Origin of the sequence: Burkholderia arboris (assembly GCF_038723655.1) — a bacterium.
Lineage (GTDB): Bacteria > Pseudomonadota > Gammaproteobacteria > Burkholderiales > Burkholderiaceae > Burkholderia > Burkholderia arboris.
The window spans coordinates 136,307-151,198 of record NZ_CP109823.1; the positions used below are offsets into that span (position 1 = coordinate 136,307).

Consider the following 14,892-nt stretch of genomic DNA (forward strand, 5'->3'; position numbering starts at 1 on the left):
CTGACATGCCCTGGGGCAAGGCAGACAGGCGCGGGTCGACGCAACGCAAGCCAGATCGGCAAAACGGGGCGTCGCCGCGCTGAACCGTGCAGGTCCGGCCCCGTCCGTTCCATTCCGGACAACGCCACGCGCCGCGTCGACGCGCCACATTGCCCGAGCGACCGGCCTCCGCTTCGCCACGGCGCACGCTGCTTCGCGTTCACCCGCCACCCACGGCAGCGGGAACCTACGATGTGTCATCAAGCAGTCATACATGGCGCCGGCGAGCGGTGTTGTGCCGGTTCCCCGCCTTGCCGCTGGAGCACAAAGATGAAGCTAACGAGCATGATGGCGCGGATCAGGCGTACCGATGCCGACGAGGGGCACGGGGTGCCGCAGCGGTTACAGGAGGCCGGGCAACGCGCTCAAGCCAGCACGTCGATTCCGGGGGCGCTGCGCAATCTCGTCGACACGGCGACGGCACGCAGGCAGGCCGCCGCCGCGCGCGGCATGAGCGACGGCGAGTTGAACGCGATGCTTGAAAATCCGGGGTTGAATGGGCGTGGCGTACGTACGGCCTATCGCGAAGCGCTCGCGCGGAACAACGCCACGAGAACGCGCGACGCAGCTCGGCAGTCCGTCGACGTGACGGCGGCGGAAAACGAGCCCGTCCACGCAATCGAACTCGAGGTGCTGGCGGCGCCCGGGACGGAAACGCCGCCGCCGGCCGTCGCACGCCCTGACGGCGCCGTCATTCATCCCGACTCCGGCGCACTCGATGCAACCCGTCTGCAGCAGACCGTGAATGCGCTCGTGGCTGCGCTGCCCGACATCCCGGCTGACATCGCGAACGGGCACCCGCGCGTCGCGGCATTGCGCAACCGTCTCGCGCAGCAACTCTCGGAGATCGGCAATGCCGCCGAAGCCACTCGCGCGCATCCGGAGCGGCAGCATCTTGCTGTCCGCGATGGTTTTGCCAGGGCGGCGGACACGTCGCGCAAGCTGGCGCGTGACCTTGACTCCAGCGCCGTGAAGCGCAATGCCGGCGACGGAGGGGCCGCGTCCGCACGCGAGTACGACCTGTTTTCGGCCCTGATGACGGAGCTGAAGCGCACCCACTTGAGCGCGGCGGCGCCGGATCTGATGGCGCATTACACCGGCCGGGAAGCCGAGCGGCTCGAACGTGTGGCGCATGGCATCGGCCAGGGCGTATCGGGCCCGAACGTGGTCACGAGTACGGGCGCGAGCCTCGGCTATTCGAACGGCATCGGCAACGTCACCGGCAGTGCCTCGGGCGGCCATACCGTGTTCTCCGATGACGATCGCGACGTCCTCTTCTTTCCGTCGGCCGGCGCCACCGTCCAGGGCGGCGTCGGCACCGAAATATCGGGTTGGGCCGCGCGCATCAATGGCCAGGCCTCGTACTCGGGCGGCGGCACCTATTTCGAGCACGCCGACCTGAAAGACTTGCTGGCGCTGGTTGCGAACCGGGACGCGAATCGCTCGACGATCACGTCTGCCGGTCCGAATACGCGCAAGCTCGAACATGGCCGGCAGCGCATCATGGCGGCGGTGTCGCAGCTTTTCGGTCGCAACTACGTGTCCGAACCCGGTCGGCCGTACTTCCTGGCGGATAAAAAACTCGAAAAGGGCTTCAACGGCGTGAAGCTCGCGCTTCTCGCGACGGAGCTCGACGAGGCACTGCACCGCAATGACGACGCACCGCGATTCGACGAGATCATCCAGGCCGCCTATCCGGCTGTCGGCGACGTCGTGCGGCAGCGCGTTGCAGACCGCGAGCGGCTTCCCCTTGCCACCCGCAGGGACGTGCCGGTTTCCGTTGCGTACGCGGACCGGGCGGTGGCGTTTCGCAACGCGACGCTCGGCGTCGACGCGCGCCTGGGCCGGTCGACGGGCGACAGCGAGAATATCGGCGCAAAGGGTGCTTTCGATTTGCTTGCGCGCGGCGAACTGATGCAGTTCTTCGTTGAATCGGCCAGCGCACCGCACCAGATTCTCGACCTGTCGCATTACAAGGACCTGAAGGCGACGCTTGCCGTGCACCGGCAGCTCGACGCGCTGTGCAGCGACGTCCCGCCGGCAGCACTCGAGCTGTACGGGATGACGCGCGAGCGGCTGCAAGGCGAGCACGGTACGGACCCGCTACCGGCTGCCCTGGCTCACGACGAGGCGCTCTACGGCGATGAGGCGTCGATTCCGTCGCAATTCCACGACGTGATCCGTCACCCGACCGCCGCGCACCTCGAGCGCGCCGGTGCCGAGGCAGAAGCGCTGCAGCAGCTCTATCTGACCTTTATCGAGGACGCCGCGACGGTGCTGGCACGTGGCGACCGCTTTCTGCCGCGCGCCGCGACCGAGCGGCTCGAAGCGGAGCGCGGCCACGCATTTGCACGGATCAACGACGAGATCTGGCACGGCCGCTATCCCGAGGCGAACGCGCTTGCCCATCCGGACACATTCGTGTCCGCGAGCTACGCGAGCATCAGCCTGGCGTTGGGCGCGGTGGGGACGCATATCGGGATCGCAAAGGAACGCCTGTCGCTCGACGCCAGCGAGAACAACCGGGCCGCGGTCACGCGGGCGGACGGCAGCTATGCCCGGACCCGGGAGCTGCTGGACAATGTTTATCTGCCGATGAAGCACTACGACGTGCAGAAGAACGGCCCGCTCGAGGAACAGGGGAAGTGGCAACGCTGGCATGGGGTGGTGCGCGGTACCGCGGCGGGCGGCGCGACGATCAACGCGATGGGGGCGCTGCTCGGTCACTGGAACAAGTCCCTCGGTCCAGTCGACGTCACCAACGAAACGGGCAGCTTGACCCTGAGTGCGGAAGCGAAATTCCTCTATGCGGACCATCAGATCAATCCGATCCGGGCCGGCAAGTTCTGGCAGATCACGCTCACGGCGAACGGCGGCAAGCCGCTGGCCGGCGCGGCGCTCGGGATGGCAGTGCGAAAGGCGCTCAACCAGCTGAATGAAGCGCTCGCCACGGACGAACCGAAAGTCGACAGCGCCGAGATCGCACGCCAGATGCAAGGGCTCGTGTTCGACGCGTCGGAAGGCAGCACGATCGTGATGAAGTTCCGGCAGCCGCCGGAGTTGAGTGCGAAGTCGACCCATTTGCAGTACGTGCGCGTGCTCCACAACCAGAATGCCGGCTTGAATGAATCGTTGACCATACCGACCCCTGCTGGCCTGTTCACGCCGGGTATTTCGCATGCCGATTCATCACAGGGATTCGTCGGCGAGATCATGGGCTCGGATCTCAGCTATCTGATCCTTCAGCACCCGAGACTTGCCGCCGTGCTCGACCATCCGGATGCAGCGACACCCGAGGGATTGAAGGCGCGCTTCGATGCGAATCCACGGGTACGAAACGGCTACTTCGCCACGCCGTCGACCGTCGTGGATACGATCGAACGCTACGCGGTCTTTCTCGACGCGAAGGCGCAGGCGACGCGCCACGGCACGCGCATCGAGGACGCGCCGAAGGTGAACGAGTTCTTCCGCATGCTCGCGTCGGAGCCGTTCAGCCGCGTGGCAGACCATGCACGGCGGACGCAGCTGAATGCGCCCGGCGCGGCGGCGAACGGGGGGTGGCCGTCTCCTGATTCGGACGCGTCGTGGGCGGACGACGTGGATCTGACCGGCATCGACCTTGCGGCGGCGAGGGCGCGCCTCGCCGCGGCGGGGTCAATCGATGAACGCACGACCTATCTGTGCGGAGAAGGGCGGCCGCTCCTCGATGCGTACGCGAAGATCGTCGGCAACATGCGCGAGATCAATGCGGGCACGCTGTTCCACGCCGAGCCGCGCCCCCACGGATTCCGCACCGTGTTGCGCGATACGATCAAGCCGCGGCGCGAGAGCGCCGCGATTCGGACGGCGCCTCGTCACGACACGCAGCACGACGTGACCGGCCCGCCACCCGCATGGTTGCCCCCCGTCGACGATACGGCGTCCGTGTCGTCGGTCGCCAGGACGGAAACGCCGGCCGGAACGGACACGTCAACGGTGCCGCAGACGGACACCCGGGCAACGGCACGCGACGAGCCGGAGCAGTTTATCCGCGACTTCGGTTACCTGGGCGGAATCATCCGGGCCTGAGGGACGAGCGTGGCGCATCCGGGGCTCGCTCGCGCCGCGCCCGGACAGGCGCGGCCAGGCGGGATCCGAGGTCGATCGAAGCGGTCAATCTGCGGACGGCATGAAGATCGACTGTCCAGACACGATTGGCGTTCAAGCGAACGCCATCGGCAGAATTTGCGAATGTCCACACCGGCGTGCGCCGCGACCGTTACGGCATCAACCGATCCAGCAGCGGCGAGCGGAAGATCCGGTGCGGGTCGTAGCGTTCGAGCGTCGCGCGCGCCGTATCCCACCTGCTCGACGCCGGCTGCCCTTCACGAGCCAGTTCTCCGATGCCATACCGCAATCCGTCACATTCCCGAACCGATCGGACCGGCAAGCCTGCCGCTGCAACTTTCTCTGCAGGCGTTGCCCAGCGTGTATCGAGCGGCGGTGAGTGAGCCGGGCGGGACGCAGCGCCGACCAACGACGTGTCGCCACCGCCCGGAGAGAGGTGCCTAGACTAGCGTGTGACTTCCGCTTCCTCCATTTTGAGTATCACCGTCCCGTCCGTTGCATTCGCAGGCATGACTGCCCGCCGCGTGCGCAGCTTCTCCTGCCCCAACTGCACTTGGAGATCCTCCATCAGAACCTCGCCGTTTGGCCGCACATTGATGGACTTTGCCGAATAGCGCGTGACGCCGCTCACTTTTGCAACGACATTCCCGCGATATCGAGCCGTGGACCCGTTGTAGTCGGAGTAATCGGCGCGAACCTCAACCTGGGGCGCAGCGTCTCCAGCTTGTTGGCCGTCGGCGAAAGGGGGGGCGGCGGCTTTCTGAGCGGCCCAGGCACTGCTGCCGAATGCCCCGATCAGGGCAACGGTGACGATTTTCCACACCGCAGATTGCCCTTTCGACGGAGAAAATGGTTTCAGAATCATGACGTGCTCCAAGTAAAAGACAAGGGGATACCCAATGGCGGACCATTAAGCGTGCATTACCTGCCGCTCGCGCAATGGCAAAGAGCAGGCACGAACTTCAAAATGCGCAATCGAGGGTCGATGTCCGTAGTCACAGAGGATTTGTCTCCACGCCACACCGGTGTAAAGGAGCGCATATACGTGGCTATACGGTCAGTACGTCGACGCTGGTCATCGACGACGGACGGATCAGCGCCGGCATCCGTGATCGACATGTCCAGTTATTCGACGCGAGCGCATGCAGGCCGTGACGCGCCGTGACGAGCGACATACCGAAACGCTCGGCCAGTTCGTCGGCGGCGACCTTCTCGCGCTCGCGAATCAACTCGCGGATCAGACGGCGCCGCGCTTCGACAAGCAAGGGCGCGTGATCAACGGCGGACGACGGAGGCACTCTTTGATCGGGCATGGACATTTCGGCAGGGCGGAAGGCTGAATTGATATCCAAAACCCTGACTGGAACCGGGCACGCGTCATGCCGAAGGGGCGAGCGGCCGACCTCCAAGGTGCACCGCATGAATGACGGTGCCGAGATGAGGCGCCAGATGCAGCGGTACAAGCCCGACTTGTGCGTTGAAATACCAAAAGCAGTACGAACGACTGACCGGGCGTTGCGGACCCCTGGACCGAATGACAGTCGAACAGCGGCAGCGAACAGAGTGCGATCCCGATCACGCCGAGCGTGCCCGTGCGTTCGCGCGGCAGCAAAAATGACAAAGCGATCGTCAGCACCGGTGACAGCGACACGATTGGAAACACGAGATACCGCGATCCCGATTCGTCTGCGCGGATCAACCCCATCTGTACGCCTCTGCCGACCGGAGTGCCCGAGCGCCATCCGCCCGGGCGGCATCATCGTGAGTGCCCGGATCACGTAGATCAGCGTGTCCGGGAAACCCCGCTCGGCACGCAACCCCGTGAATGCGCGCAACGCACCCTGCAGCGTCGTGACGCATGTGTGAACTGGCCGGTTGATTTGCATAGTTCGCATAATTCGAAAGTGATGATATGTATCGAAATCTTTCGTTTTGTCGCGGAACGTGTTGCCGAGATACGAAACAATCACACAGGGACACACAATTTCATTGCCATCAGCTTGATCGAGAGCCCGGGAATCCATGATACTTCGTTTTCTTTCGTTATTGCGGGGCGTCTAAAACGAAAGAACTCGAAGATTCAATGGGATTGCCGACCTGCGCGACATGGGCCGCTTGGCGCGGTCGGGCAGCGTCGGGGGCTATCGATGTGCGGCGGCCACACGTCGGACGGTTGACACGCAGTTCTCTTTCATGAGGAACAGCGGATGAACACTTGCCTTTTCTTTCGATTTTCTCGGTCTGCCTGGGTCGCCTGGCTTGTCGATAGGCCCTGCCGCGTCGTGTCGGCGCGCCGTGCCATTGCGGAGTGTGGCCATGACCGCGCGACGCAGGATTCCGTGGTGGTCGGCAGCCTGCCCGATCCTGGTCGACGTCGGCGGGCGCGATGCACGCGGTGAACCGCTTCGATACGAACGAGACGCTTGAATGGCTGACCGGTTCGATTCCGGCGAAATCCAAGGATGGCCCGATGCTCGATAAACGGCCGGCTCATCAGGCCGACCGCTTCGCGATTGTCGACGCCGCGCATTGCGCTTCGGGCATGCGTCGCTAATGCGCGCGGATCCTCTCGATGCCTGACCGGGGCAGGCCGCACGTCAACCGTTCGTCGTCGTGGCGTAAGGGGGGGCGCCACGGCGCCCGGGAGCCTGCATGCCACTCGCCGTTCGATCGCCGGTTCCGCAGCGCGTATCCGATTTTTAACGTGTATCACCCGAGTCATCCAGATTCACCGAGCAATCCGCGTATCCGCCAGATGGCGACCCTGCACCTTTTCAATGTCAACCCGGAGATTCACCCGATGAAAATCGCACGTTCCCTGTCCGTTGTCGCCGTGATGCTGCTGTCCATCGCGAGTTTGCAAGGCTGTGGAGATGGCGCCTCCAGCGCCCCGTCCGCGCAGGCTCTGGCGGCCCAGAGTCATGTGGCCGCTGCGGCGCCTGCGTCCGCCAGGGTCCGCTGGGTGCCGGTGGCCTCCGATACCTGGCAATGGCAACTCAGAGGCACGATCAATACTTCGTATGACGTGTCGATCTACGATATCGATCTGTTCGACGTCGATCCCGCGACCATTGCCAGTCTGAAAAATGCGGGGCGCAAGGTTGTCTGCTACTTCTCCGCCGGAAGTTCGGAGAGCTGGCGTTCCGACTTTGCAAAGTTCGAGGCATCGGACATGGGTAAAAAGATGGAAGGATGGAAACGGGAAAACTGGTTGGACATCCGCTCCGAAAATGTCCGGAAGATCATGCAGGCACGTCTCGATCGCGCCGTGGAAAAAGGTTGCGACGGCGTGGAACCTGACAATGTCGACGGCTATGCGAACAAGACAGGATTCCCGCTGACATCCGATGACCAATACGCTTACAACGAGTTCCTCGCGTCGGAAGCGCATCTGCGCAATCTGGCGGTCGCTCTCAAGAATGATGTCGACCAACTGAATCGACTCGAGCCGTCGTTCGATTTCGCGGTCAACGAGCAATGCAACGAACATGGCGAATGCGGGAAGTATTCGGTATTTACGTCTAAGAACAAGCCGGTTCTGAATGCGGAGTACGCGAGTCAGTATCACACTCCGGATGGGCAGCGCACGCTTTGCGACGCCGCGAGCGCGAACAATCTGCGCACGATGGTGCTGGCGCTGGAGCTGAACGACACGTACCGGTTCAGTTGCGACAAATGATGCTCGTGTATCGCGGAAATGCCCGGGAGGCGGCTCAGTGCCAGATGCGTTGCGAGTGTGCGTCACCGTATCGCGGCGCACTCTGTCTCCGGGTTTGCGTGGCCGTCGTATCGAAGCACCATTCGCCTCTCTACGCCCGAAGTCGGCAAGGATGACCACGCGCGCAGGCGGGGCGGGTCTCCATGTCGATGGGCTGGCGGGCGGGTGCGCAGTATGCGGTCGGGGCAGGGACCGCCGACGCGTCGTTCAGCGTGGGTCAATATTGCCTTGAGCGCGAGTCGACGTTCTCGCTGACGCCTTCCCATCGCAGCCGATCTGCATTCAATCGAAACCGACGCGCCTGAAAGAGCGCCCGACCTGCTGCGCCCCTCTGTCCCGATGCCGTTTGTGATCGTCATCAGGGCAGGAGGGACTTCCGTAAAGGCGTGTTCGACGCCGGATTGGATCCGAATCGTGCGGCACTGCCGGCGTTGCTCGGCGGTGCAATCGCGGATGGCAGCGCCAGCCCGCCATCCCGTTTTCGGCGGCCCGGACAGCGCTGCGGGAATGGCGTCGCGAAGCGCCCGTCAGCCGTGGCGATGAAGGTCGCCTAGCCGGACACGATCGGCGTTCCAGCGAACGCCGCCAGCAGAATCCACGACCTTCAACACCGGCGTGCGCCGCGACCGTTACGGCATCAACCGATCCAGCAGCGGCGAGCGGAAGATCCGGTGCGGGTCGTAGCGTTCGAGCGTCGCGCGCGCCGTATCCCACGTGCTCGACGCCGGCTGCCCTTCACGATGCAGGTTCGGAATCGTGGTGGTGAGCATCGTGTCGTCTTGCCAGGCAGCCGTATCGGTATAGCCCCAACCCTTCGACCATTCGGGGCGCAGCGTCGCATACGAACCGGTGTAGTTCGCGAGCATCCATTGCTCGATCTCGCGATAGAAGCGATCGGCGGACGGCGTGCCCGGTAACGTCAGAATATCGAACCACACGGCCACGTCCCACTCCGGCCGGTCGGGGCGCGGCTTGAGTGCGGACAGGCTGGGCACGGCCGCGCCGGCGCCGGCATCGGCCGGCTTGTCGAGACCGGTGATGCGGATCTCGACGGGACCGTTCATCGGATACTCGCCGCGCGCCTTGTACGTGTCGACGCGGTTCTGATAGAACTGCACGAACTCGCTGATCACGCGCTGCACATCGGCGCGCCGCGCCAGTACCGCGTAGCCGTTCGCGGTCACGCGCAGCGTCGTCGGTCGAATGTACTGCAGCACGGTGCGCGACCAGCCCCAGATATCCCCGCTGAGCGTGAGCGCGAGACCGGCGGCCGTGATGGCCAATTGCGTCTGGCCGAACAGCGGCGTCAATGCGCCTTCGCCGCCGATCACGATCCGCTTGACGAGATCCGAGATGGACTGCGAGATCGAATCGGAGAACGGATAGTTGTACGGCTGCGTGACGGCGCGCGACAGGAACGGCTTGCTGGGCGTGGGCGTCCAGACCTTGAGCCACGGGCTGGACGTAAACGGAAACCAGATGGCTTCCACCCGGCCCGCGCGATCGAGAAACGACGTGATCGTGCGGCCCGACGTGCCGGCCGGCGCAAACAGTTCGGAGGCCGGAATGTCGACGTAGCTCTGGCAGCGCAGGCGCTGGTTGGGGCCTGCCGTCAGCGTGACTTCGACGACGAACGCCCGCCCGATGTGCGCGAGGAACGCGCCGATCTCGGGATCGCTGCGTTCGAACCGGCGCAGCACGTATTGCTGCCGGGCCGGATCGTACACGACCGCGGTGAGCGCGACCACGAGGTTGCTCAGCGAGCCGTAGGTGTGTCCCGGTTGCAAGGTTTCACCGACCGCCGGCACGGCAGTGCCGTGCGCATCGATCGCGAGCGCACCGCCGAGCGTGATGTCGCCCGGCGCAGGCGCGGCAATCACGCCGAGGCCATACTGTTCGAGCGTCGCGAGCAACGACTCCAGCGAGATGCCCGTTTGGGCGGTGACGCGCGCCGGACGTGCCGACGTGTCGACCGAGACGGCCGTCAGCGATTTCGTCGTATCGAGCAGCACCACGTTCGCGGCGCCGGCGCCCGGATCCAGCGTGAGCGGCGACCAGTTGTGCATGTAGCCGCGCGGGCGGATCCGGTAGCCGTTCGAGCGCGCCCAGTTGACCGCCGCGACGACATCGTCGGCCGAGCGCGGCGCGGCGGTCCATACGTCCTGCACGGCGATTTCACCGCTCCAGTTCTGGAACGCCTGCTTGTAAAGCGGGATGTCGGCCGGGAAGCCGGGCGGCGTCGCGTCGGCGGTTCGCGCATTCGCCGCAATCTGGTAGAGCGGCGTCCAGCCGGTGACGACGCCTGCGGCAGCGAGCTTCGCCATGTCGGCGAGGAAAGCGCGGCGCGACGCTGGTTCGTCTCGGAAGTCTTGACTCATGGTGTGCTCCAGTTTTTTCGGAATGGTTTTGACGATCGGAAAGACGACAGATAACGCGGTGATACCGGGATACGGCAATACGAGCAGCAGCGATGCGAGGTAAAGCGTTGGCCGGTCAGGATTGAAAAGACGACCGGTTCGGCGATGCGCGGACGCGCATCATCGCGCGCCTCTGGAAGTCAATCCAGAAGCCGCCCGGTTACTTTTTCAACTGGCCGCCCGCCTGCCCTGCCGGCAAGCGAGTAGGGAATTCGACTGAATATCGCGTGACGAAGCGCTAGCCGCGACGATCAATAAAGGGAGATTGCACGTGAATATTTATTCTCATGTTTCACATTTTTAAATAAAGTCACCCGCAATTCATGATCGGTTGATGATTCACCCCTTGCATCGCCGAAAGGGTATCAATCTGTTCGATGAGTGACAAGCGGTGAAATGGATTGGCGGTATCGTATCTAATGTTTCCGTTTTGTGACTGGCAACGGTTTTGTTAATTATGAATCTTTTGCGACGGCTTTATTTATCGGCGCCTGCCAGATTTATCAGGGATGATTTTTATAGAAAAAAGGCGTATTGGCGGCGGGGCAATTGGACCCGCGACGACAGCCACGCTGCGCCATCGCGCAGGCGCAATCGGTCGTCGAACGAGTCGAAACGATGATCGGGAAAGCTATGTTCGATACCAAAGCCACGGGAGAGAACAAAGAAGCCTGGACGAGATCCCCCCAGACTTCTCTCGAACGACGTTTCGCAAACGGAAACGGAAACGATTATTCCCGCGCGCAACGCATGGCCGGATTGTTGCGAAATTTCGCAATGAATAACGGCTAATCCCGCCATCGAAAACTGGCATATCAATCGGATTCCGTTCTGCTGAGCGAAACGACTGAAGATAAACATCCAATCGACTGCAAATATCTTAAATCGTCGCTATCATACGCAGCTGGGGTATTCGGCATCAAATCAATCAAAGGAATCGTTTCGCCTTTTTGTCGCGTTTCCTTCAGTAAACACGCCAGGAGCGCGCCTTTATTCAGCAACGCTCAATGACCGAAATGAATTATTCAGCTTATGGCGGGGATCGCCAGCAATCGTCAATCCCTGCGCCGCCGTCCTCAAGCACGCACAACAAGGAGAGTCAGATGGTCGCAATCTTCGCGAAGCTCGGGAAGGTGATTTCGAGCGCCGGCAGCGAGCGCTTCGCATCCGACATGCATGCCTTGCTGGCCGGATCGATTCCGCTCGCCACCACCCGGATGACGGAATGGACGCTCGACGAGCCGGCTGGCGAAGTGGTTCACGTGGAATCGCTCGGCGCGTGCGGCGCGACGCGCGACGACGGACGCGGCGGCGCGCCCGTCGTGCACGGCGAGCGGGAACCGGCGCCGCATCCGCTGCGAAACCGGATCGTGGCCGCCTGCGACCGGCAGCTCATTCACGTCGATCCGCTGATGCGGCGCGGCCACGGCGGCGAGGTCGCGCCGCAGCGCGGGGCGAGCGCGGGATTCCAGTGCCACCTCGTGTCGCGCAAGGCGAATCGCCGCTACGTGATCTCGTTGCATCGCACGGCGTCGCATGACGACTTCTCGTTGCAGGAGATGGCGTTCCTGAGGAATTTCGCCGATACGCTGCTGCCGCTCGTCGAGTGGCATGCATCGACGCGGCGGCAGGGCGCGCGCGAATCCGGGGCGCCGGGCGGTGGGGTGGCGGGCGTGCCCGGTGTCGAGGCGCTGCGCCACGAGTTCGAGTCGCGGCTTGCGCGCGCCTCGGTCGTGTTGTCGGCGCGCGAAAGCGAAGTGTGCCTCGGCCTGCTCGCGGGCAAGATGCTGCGCGAAATGGCCGGCGAGCTCGGCGTCAAGGAGAGTACGGTCGAAACGTACATCAAGCGCGCCGCGGTGAAGCTCGGCATCAGCGGCCGGCACGGGCTCACGAAATGGATGATCGACGATTGCGTGCCGCTCACATCGGCGGCATGACGCTGGTTTCTTTCGCGAATCGGATCGCGGCCCCGGCTTCGGCTTCGGCTTCGGCTTCGGCTCCGGCTGTTTCATCGACCTTTTGTTCAACTCCGTCGGTAGACTCCTGACGAAGTGTTGAAGCGGCGCGTGCGCGCGACACGCGCCGACATGATCCGAACATCGTGCCGCTCCCCCGTCTGTCGCGGATATCCGGGACAAACCGACGAAGCACCGGCCATCGAATCCGGTGCGGCGCGCGGCGCCGCGGGCCAGAGCGCCGCATCCGGCGCTTGATCCGGTCGCCGGCCCGGGCGATCCGCCGCCCGTTAAAAACGGGATCGTCACATGACGAAGCGGCATCGTCCGGCCGCCCGCTCGTTGCATCGACGGTTCGGCAGCTGCGCGCGCGAACACCCGCATCGCATCGTTGCCGCCGCCGATGAAACCCGGCGGCCCGGGGCATCGGTCATCCTGCCATGTCGGCGCTGGCGGGACACCGGGCCGAGTCCGAGAAGATGCGGCCGCTATCCAGGCGAATGACCCGGCCGGCCAGCCTGAAATACTGATCGTCATGGGTCACGATGATCACGCATTTCCCCCGCGATTGCAGATCGGGCACCAGCACTTCGTAGAAGAATTTCTTGAAAACCGGATCCTGGTCGGCAGCCCACTCGTCCAGGATATAAATCGGGCGATCCTCGATGTAGGCGCAGAGTAACGCCAGTCTCTTGCGCTGCCCCGTCGACAAGGCCCTGGTCGTCGAGTAAGTCTTGTCATGAATCTCGATCTTGCCCGCCAGCTTCAGGGTTTCGAGGTATTCCTGCGCAAGCTCGATGCTCGCACTTTCATGGTCCGGCCCGATGATGCGATTGAACAGATGGAAATCGGTAAATACGGCGGAAAACAGATTCCGGTACCGCTCGCGCGCATCGTCGTCGATGACTTTTCCGTCCAGGGCAATATGGCCTTCGGTTGGCACATAGAGGCCGCTGAGCACCTTCGCCAGCGTGCTTTTGCCGCTGCCGTTTCCACCGATCACATAGACCAGCTCGCCGGCGTGAATCGTCAGGTTGACGGGGCCCAGGACGAAGTCGACCGACGACGCGTTGTCACGGTAGGTCATCTTGACGTCGCGCAACTCGATACGCTGCCATGACCGGATCGGCGCGGATTCCCCCATGCCGGGCGACGGCGGCTTGCCGAATGAATCCGGCGTGTCGTCGATCAGGAAACCGAATTCCGCCAGTCGGGCGAGGGCGGTCTTGCCCTCGGCCACGATCGGCAGAATGTTGATCAGCATGGTCAGCGGCCCCATCATGTAGAGCACGGCCAGGATGCTCGCCGTGAGTACGGCGGGGTCCACGACGCCGAGAGACGGCACGCCGAACAGCAGGAATCCGAGCAGGACCGCCACGGTGACCTGGCCGATGCTGTCGCCGGTCATGAACCAGAAGCGTTCGATGTAGTTGTAGCCTGCCACGCGCCGCGACGATACTTCGATCGCCGCCTTGGTGAACCAGCGTCGCCGGGCCCGGTTGAGCTTGAGCTCCTTGATGCCGAACACGAGGCTGTGCGTGTATTCGTTGAACTGGACGAACTCGTCGCGCACCCGTTCCGTGAAATTGGCTGCCTTTCGATAGAAAAACAGGTAGAGCACCAGGCCGACGATCGTCAGCGTGAGCGTCGACACAAACACGATCCACGACAGATAGGCGAGATACGCAACGCTGCACATCAGGACGACGGATTGAACCAGGATCGTCGGTATGGTGAGCAGGGTCTGGCTCAGTTGCGGAATGTCTTGCGTCAGCATCGTCAGCACATGCGGCGCGCCGCGCCGGTCGATGTCTTCCAGCGGCGTCGCCAGGATGCGCTTGCACAGGTTGACGCGCAATCGCGTCATGATCTTCATGCACGCGTAGGACGGCATCGCGGCAGCGCCGCTCCGGCAAATCACCGCGACGACGTTCACCGCGATGAAGAGCATCAACAGCATCGGCCGATCGTCCTGGTCGTGAAGCACCCGGCTGATCAGGCCGACGCCCGCGATCGACGCCACGCCGCTGATGAGGCCCGTCAGGACCGTGCCGAGGGTCAACCAGGGATGACTGCGCCACATCAGGGTGACGGCTGAGTGCCACGGCGGCGATTTGCTTTGCGCGGAGTCCATGAGTCGCTTTTCGGAGAGGCGTGAAAACGGGAAGGGCTCAGTTGACCAGGTGACTGAGTTCGATGGTGTGTGCCGCCGATCTCAATCTCGACGACGCCTCGTGCCTTCCGAGAAACGTGATGCTTTCGACGATTTCCAGCGGCGAATCGGAAAACAGGATGCAGCACTTCAGCAGGCGCTGCGCACGGTCCCAGCCGACGTTCATGGAATCGGCCACGCCCTGCAATGCGGCCTCGACCGACGCGGCCGTCCAGCTGTCGTTCCGGATCAGCTGCGACTCGATCAGCCGAAGAAATTTCAGGAGCGTGCGGGGATTGCTTTCGATGCTGTACATGAGGATGTAATCGATCCGCAGTTTCTTCGTGATCAACGGAAAAATCAGGTCGATCACGCCGGCGGTCGATTCGCATTTCCCGTAAGCCAGCGAAATCGCCTCGCCGAGCTTGCGGTCCCGGTGAAGCGCATCCAGCGCGGCCTGTACGAACGCCGCCTCATGGTCAACGGTAGTGATTTGCATGATGT

General features: G+C 63.3%; 12 protein-coding genes. 4 read left to right on the plus strand and 8 right to left on the minus strand.

What is annotated here, in order from left to right; translation table 11 throughout:
- Positions 1-309: 309 nt before the first annotated feature.
- Positions 310-4,107, plus strand: a complete 3,798-nt coding sequence (locus OHZ10_RS33555; RefSeq protein ID WP_342706331.1) for a hypothetical protein — start codon at positions 310-312, stop codon at positions 4,105-4,107.
- Positions 4,108-4,297: 190 nt separating this feature from the next.
- On the opposite strand, the gene OHZ10_RS38655 is transcribed toward OHZ10_RS33555, so the two are convergent.
- The 3 genes from OHZ10_RS38655 to OHZ10_RS33565 form a co-directional block, all read right to left on the minus strand.
- A complete protein-coding gene (locus OHZ10_RS38655; RefSeq protein WP_425394807.1) occupies positions 4,298-4,555 on the minus strand; it encodes a cholesterol oxidase substrate-binding domain-containing protein in 258 nt (85 codons plus the stop codon).
- 36 nt (positions 4,556-4,591) lie between these two features.
- Positions 4,592-5,011, minus strand: coding sequence for a hypothetical protein (locus OHZ10_RS33560; RefSeq protein ID WP_342706332.1), 420 nt, complete (start codon positions 5,009-5,011; stop codon positions 4,592-4,594).
- A 184-nt stretch (positions 5,012-5,195) separates the two neighbouring features.
- Positions 5,196-6,170 carry a hypothetical protein gene (locus tag OHZ10_RS33565; protein WP_342706333.1) on the minus strand — a complete coding sequence of 325 codons (975 nt, stop codon included), beginning with the start codon at positions 6,168-6,170 and terminating at the stop codon, positions 5,196-5,198.
- A gap of 362 nt (positions 6,171-6,532) precedes the next feature.
- Between OHZ10_RS33565 and OHZ10_RS33570 the strand changes: the two genes are divergently transcribed.
- Both OHZ10_RS33570 and OHZ10_RS33575 read left to right on the plus strand, forming a co-directional pair.
- Positions 6,533-6,700 (plus strand): hypothetical protein, encoded by a 168-nt coding sequence (locus OHZ10_RS33570; protein ID WP_155627337.1) that lies wholly within the window; start codon positions 6,533-6,535, stop codon positions 6,698-6,700.
- Positions 6,701-6,901: 201 nt separating this feature from the next.
- Positions 6,902-7,825, plus strand: coding sequence for an endo alpha-1,4 polygalactosaminidase (locus OHZ10_RS33575; RefSeq protein WP_233464364.1), 924 nt, complete (start codon positions 6,902-6,904; stop codon positions 7,823-7,825).
- A gap of 668 nt (positions 7,826-8,493) precedes the next feature.
- Here OHZ10_RS33575 and OHZ10_RS33580 read toward each other — a convergent pair.
- A complete protein-coding gene (locus tag OHZ10_RS33580; protein WP_174994488.1) occupies positions 8,494-10,242 on the minus strand; it encodes a cholesterol oxidase substrate-binding domain-containing protein in 1,749 nt (582 codons plus the stop codon).
- Positions 10,243-10,797: 555 nt separating this feature from the next.
- Complete coding sequence (locus OHZ10_RS33585) at positions 10,798-11,142, minus strand: hypothetical protein (protein ID WP_342706334.1); 345 nt, start codon at positions 11,140-11,142, stop codon at positions 10,798-10,800.
- Positions 11,143-11,384: 242 nt separating this feature from the next.
- Here OHZ10_RS33585 and OHZ10_RS33590 point away from each other — a divergent pair, with 242 nt between their 5' ends.
- A complete protein-coding gene (locus tag OHZ10_RS33590) occupies positions 11,385-12,218 on the plus strand; it encodes a helix-turn-helix transcriptional regulator (protein WP_342706335.1) in 834 nt (277 codons plus the stop codon).
- Here the strand turns inward: OHZ10_RS33590 and OHZ10_RS33595 are convergent.
- Genes OHZ10_RS33595 through OHZ10_RS33605 form a run of 3 tightly spaced genes read right to left on the minus strand, consistent with a single transcriptional unit; the run spans position 12,202 to position 14,887 of the window.
- A complete protein-coding gene (locus OHZ10_RS33595; RefSeq protein WP_342706336.1) occupies positions 12,202-12,663 on the minus strand; it encodes a hypothetical protein in 462 nt (153 codons plus the stop codon). The two genes, OHZ10_RS33590 and OHZ10_RS33595, sit on opposite strands and share 17 nt — an antisense overlap.
- A gap of 3 nt (positions 12,664-12,666) precedes the next feature.
- Positions 12,667-14,370 (minus strand): cyclic peptide export ABC transporter, encoded by a 1,704-nt coding sequence (locus tag OHZ10_RS33600; protein WP_342706337.1) that lies wholly within the window; start codon positions 14,368-14,370, stop codon positions 12,667-12,669.
- A gap of 37 nt (positions 14,371-14,407) precedes the next feature.
- A complete protein-coding gene (locus tag OHZ10_RS33605; protein ID WP_059242453.1) occupies positions 14,408-14,887 on the minus strand; it encodes a hypothetical protein in 480 nt (159 codons plus the stop codon).
- Between the last annotated feature and the right edge of the window lie 5 nt (positions 14,888-14,892).

Excerpts from the sequence above, each read along its gene's own strand:
- OHZ10_RS33555 (WP_342706331.1), top strand. The coding sequence starts at position 310 with ATGAAGCTAACGAGCATGATGGCGCGGATCAGGCGTACCGATGCCGAC.
- OHZ10_RS33560 (WP_342706332.1), bottom strand. The coding sequence starts at position 5,011 with ATGATTCTGAAACCATTTTCTCCGTCGAAAGGGCAATCTGCGGTGTGG.
- OHZ10_RS33565 (WP_342706333.1), bottom strand. The coding sequence starts at position 6,170 with ATGGATTCCCGGGCTCTCGATCAAGCTGATGGCAATGAAATTGTGTGT.
- OHZ10_RS33570 (WP_155627337.1), top strand. The coding sequence starts at position 6,533 with ATGCACGCGGTGAACCGCTTCGATACGAACGAGACGCTTGAATGGCTG.
- OHZ10_RS33575 (WP_233464364.1), top strand. The coding sequence starts at position 6,902 with ATGGCGACCCTGCACCTTTTCAATGTCAACCCGGAGATTCACCCGATG.
- OHZ10_RS33580 (WP_174994488.1), bottom strand. The coding sequence starts at position 10,242 with ATGAGTCAAGACTTCCGAGACGAACCAGCGTCGCGCCGCGCTTTCCTC.
- OHZ10_RS33585 (WP_342706334.1), bottom strand. The coding sequence starts at position 11,142 with ATGTTTATCTTCAGTCGTTTCGCTCAGCAGAACGGAATCCGATTGATA.
- OHZ10_RS33590 (WP_342706335.1), top strand. The coding sequence starts at position 11,385 with ATGGTCGCAATCTTCGCGAAGCTCGGGAAGGTGATTTCGAGCGCCGGC.
- OHZ10_RS33595 (WP_342706336.1), bottom strand. The coding sequence starts at position 12,663 with ATGCCCCGGGCCGCCGGGTTTCATCGGCGGCGGCAACGATGCGATGCG.
- OHZ10_RS33600 (WP_342706337.1), bottom strand. The coding sequence starts at position 14,370 with ATGGACTCCGCGCAAAGCAAATCGCCGCCGTGGCACTCAGCCGTCACC.
- OHZ10_RS33605 (WP_059242453.1), bottom strand. The coding sequence starts at position 14,887 with ATGCAAATCACTACCGTTGACCATGAGGCGGCGTTCGTACAGGCCGCG.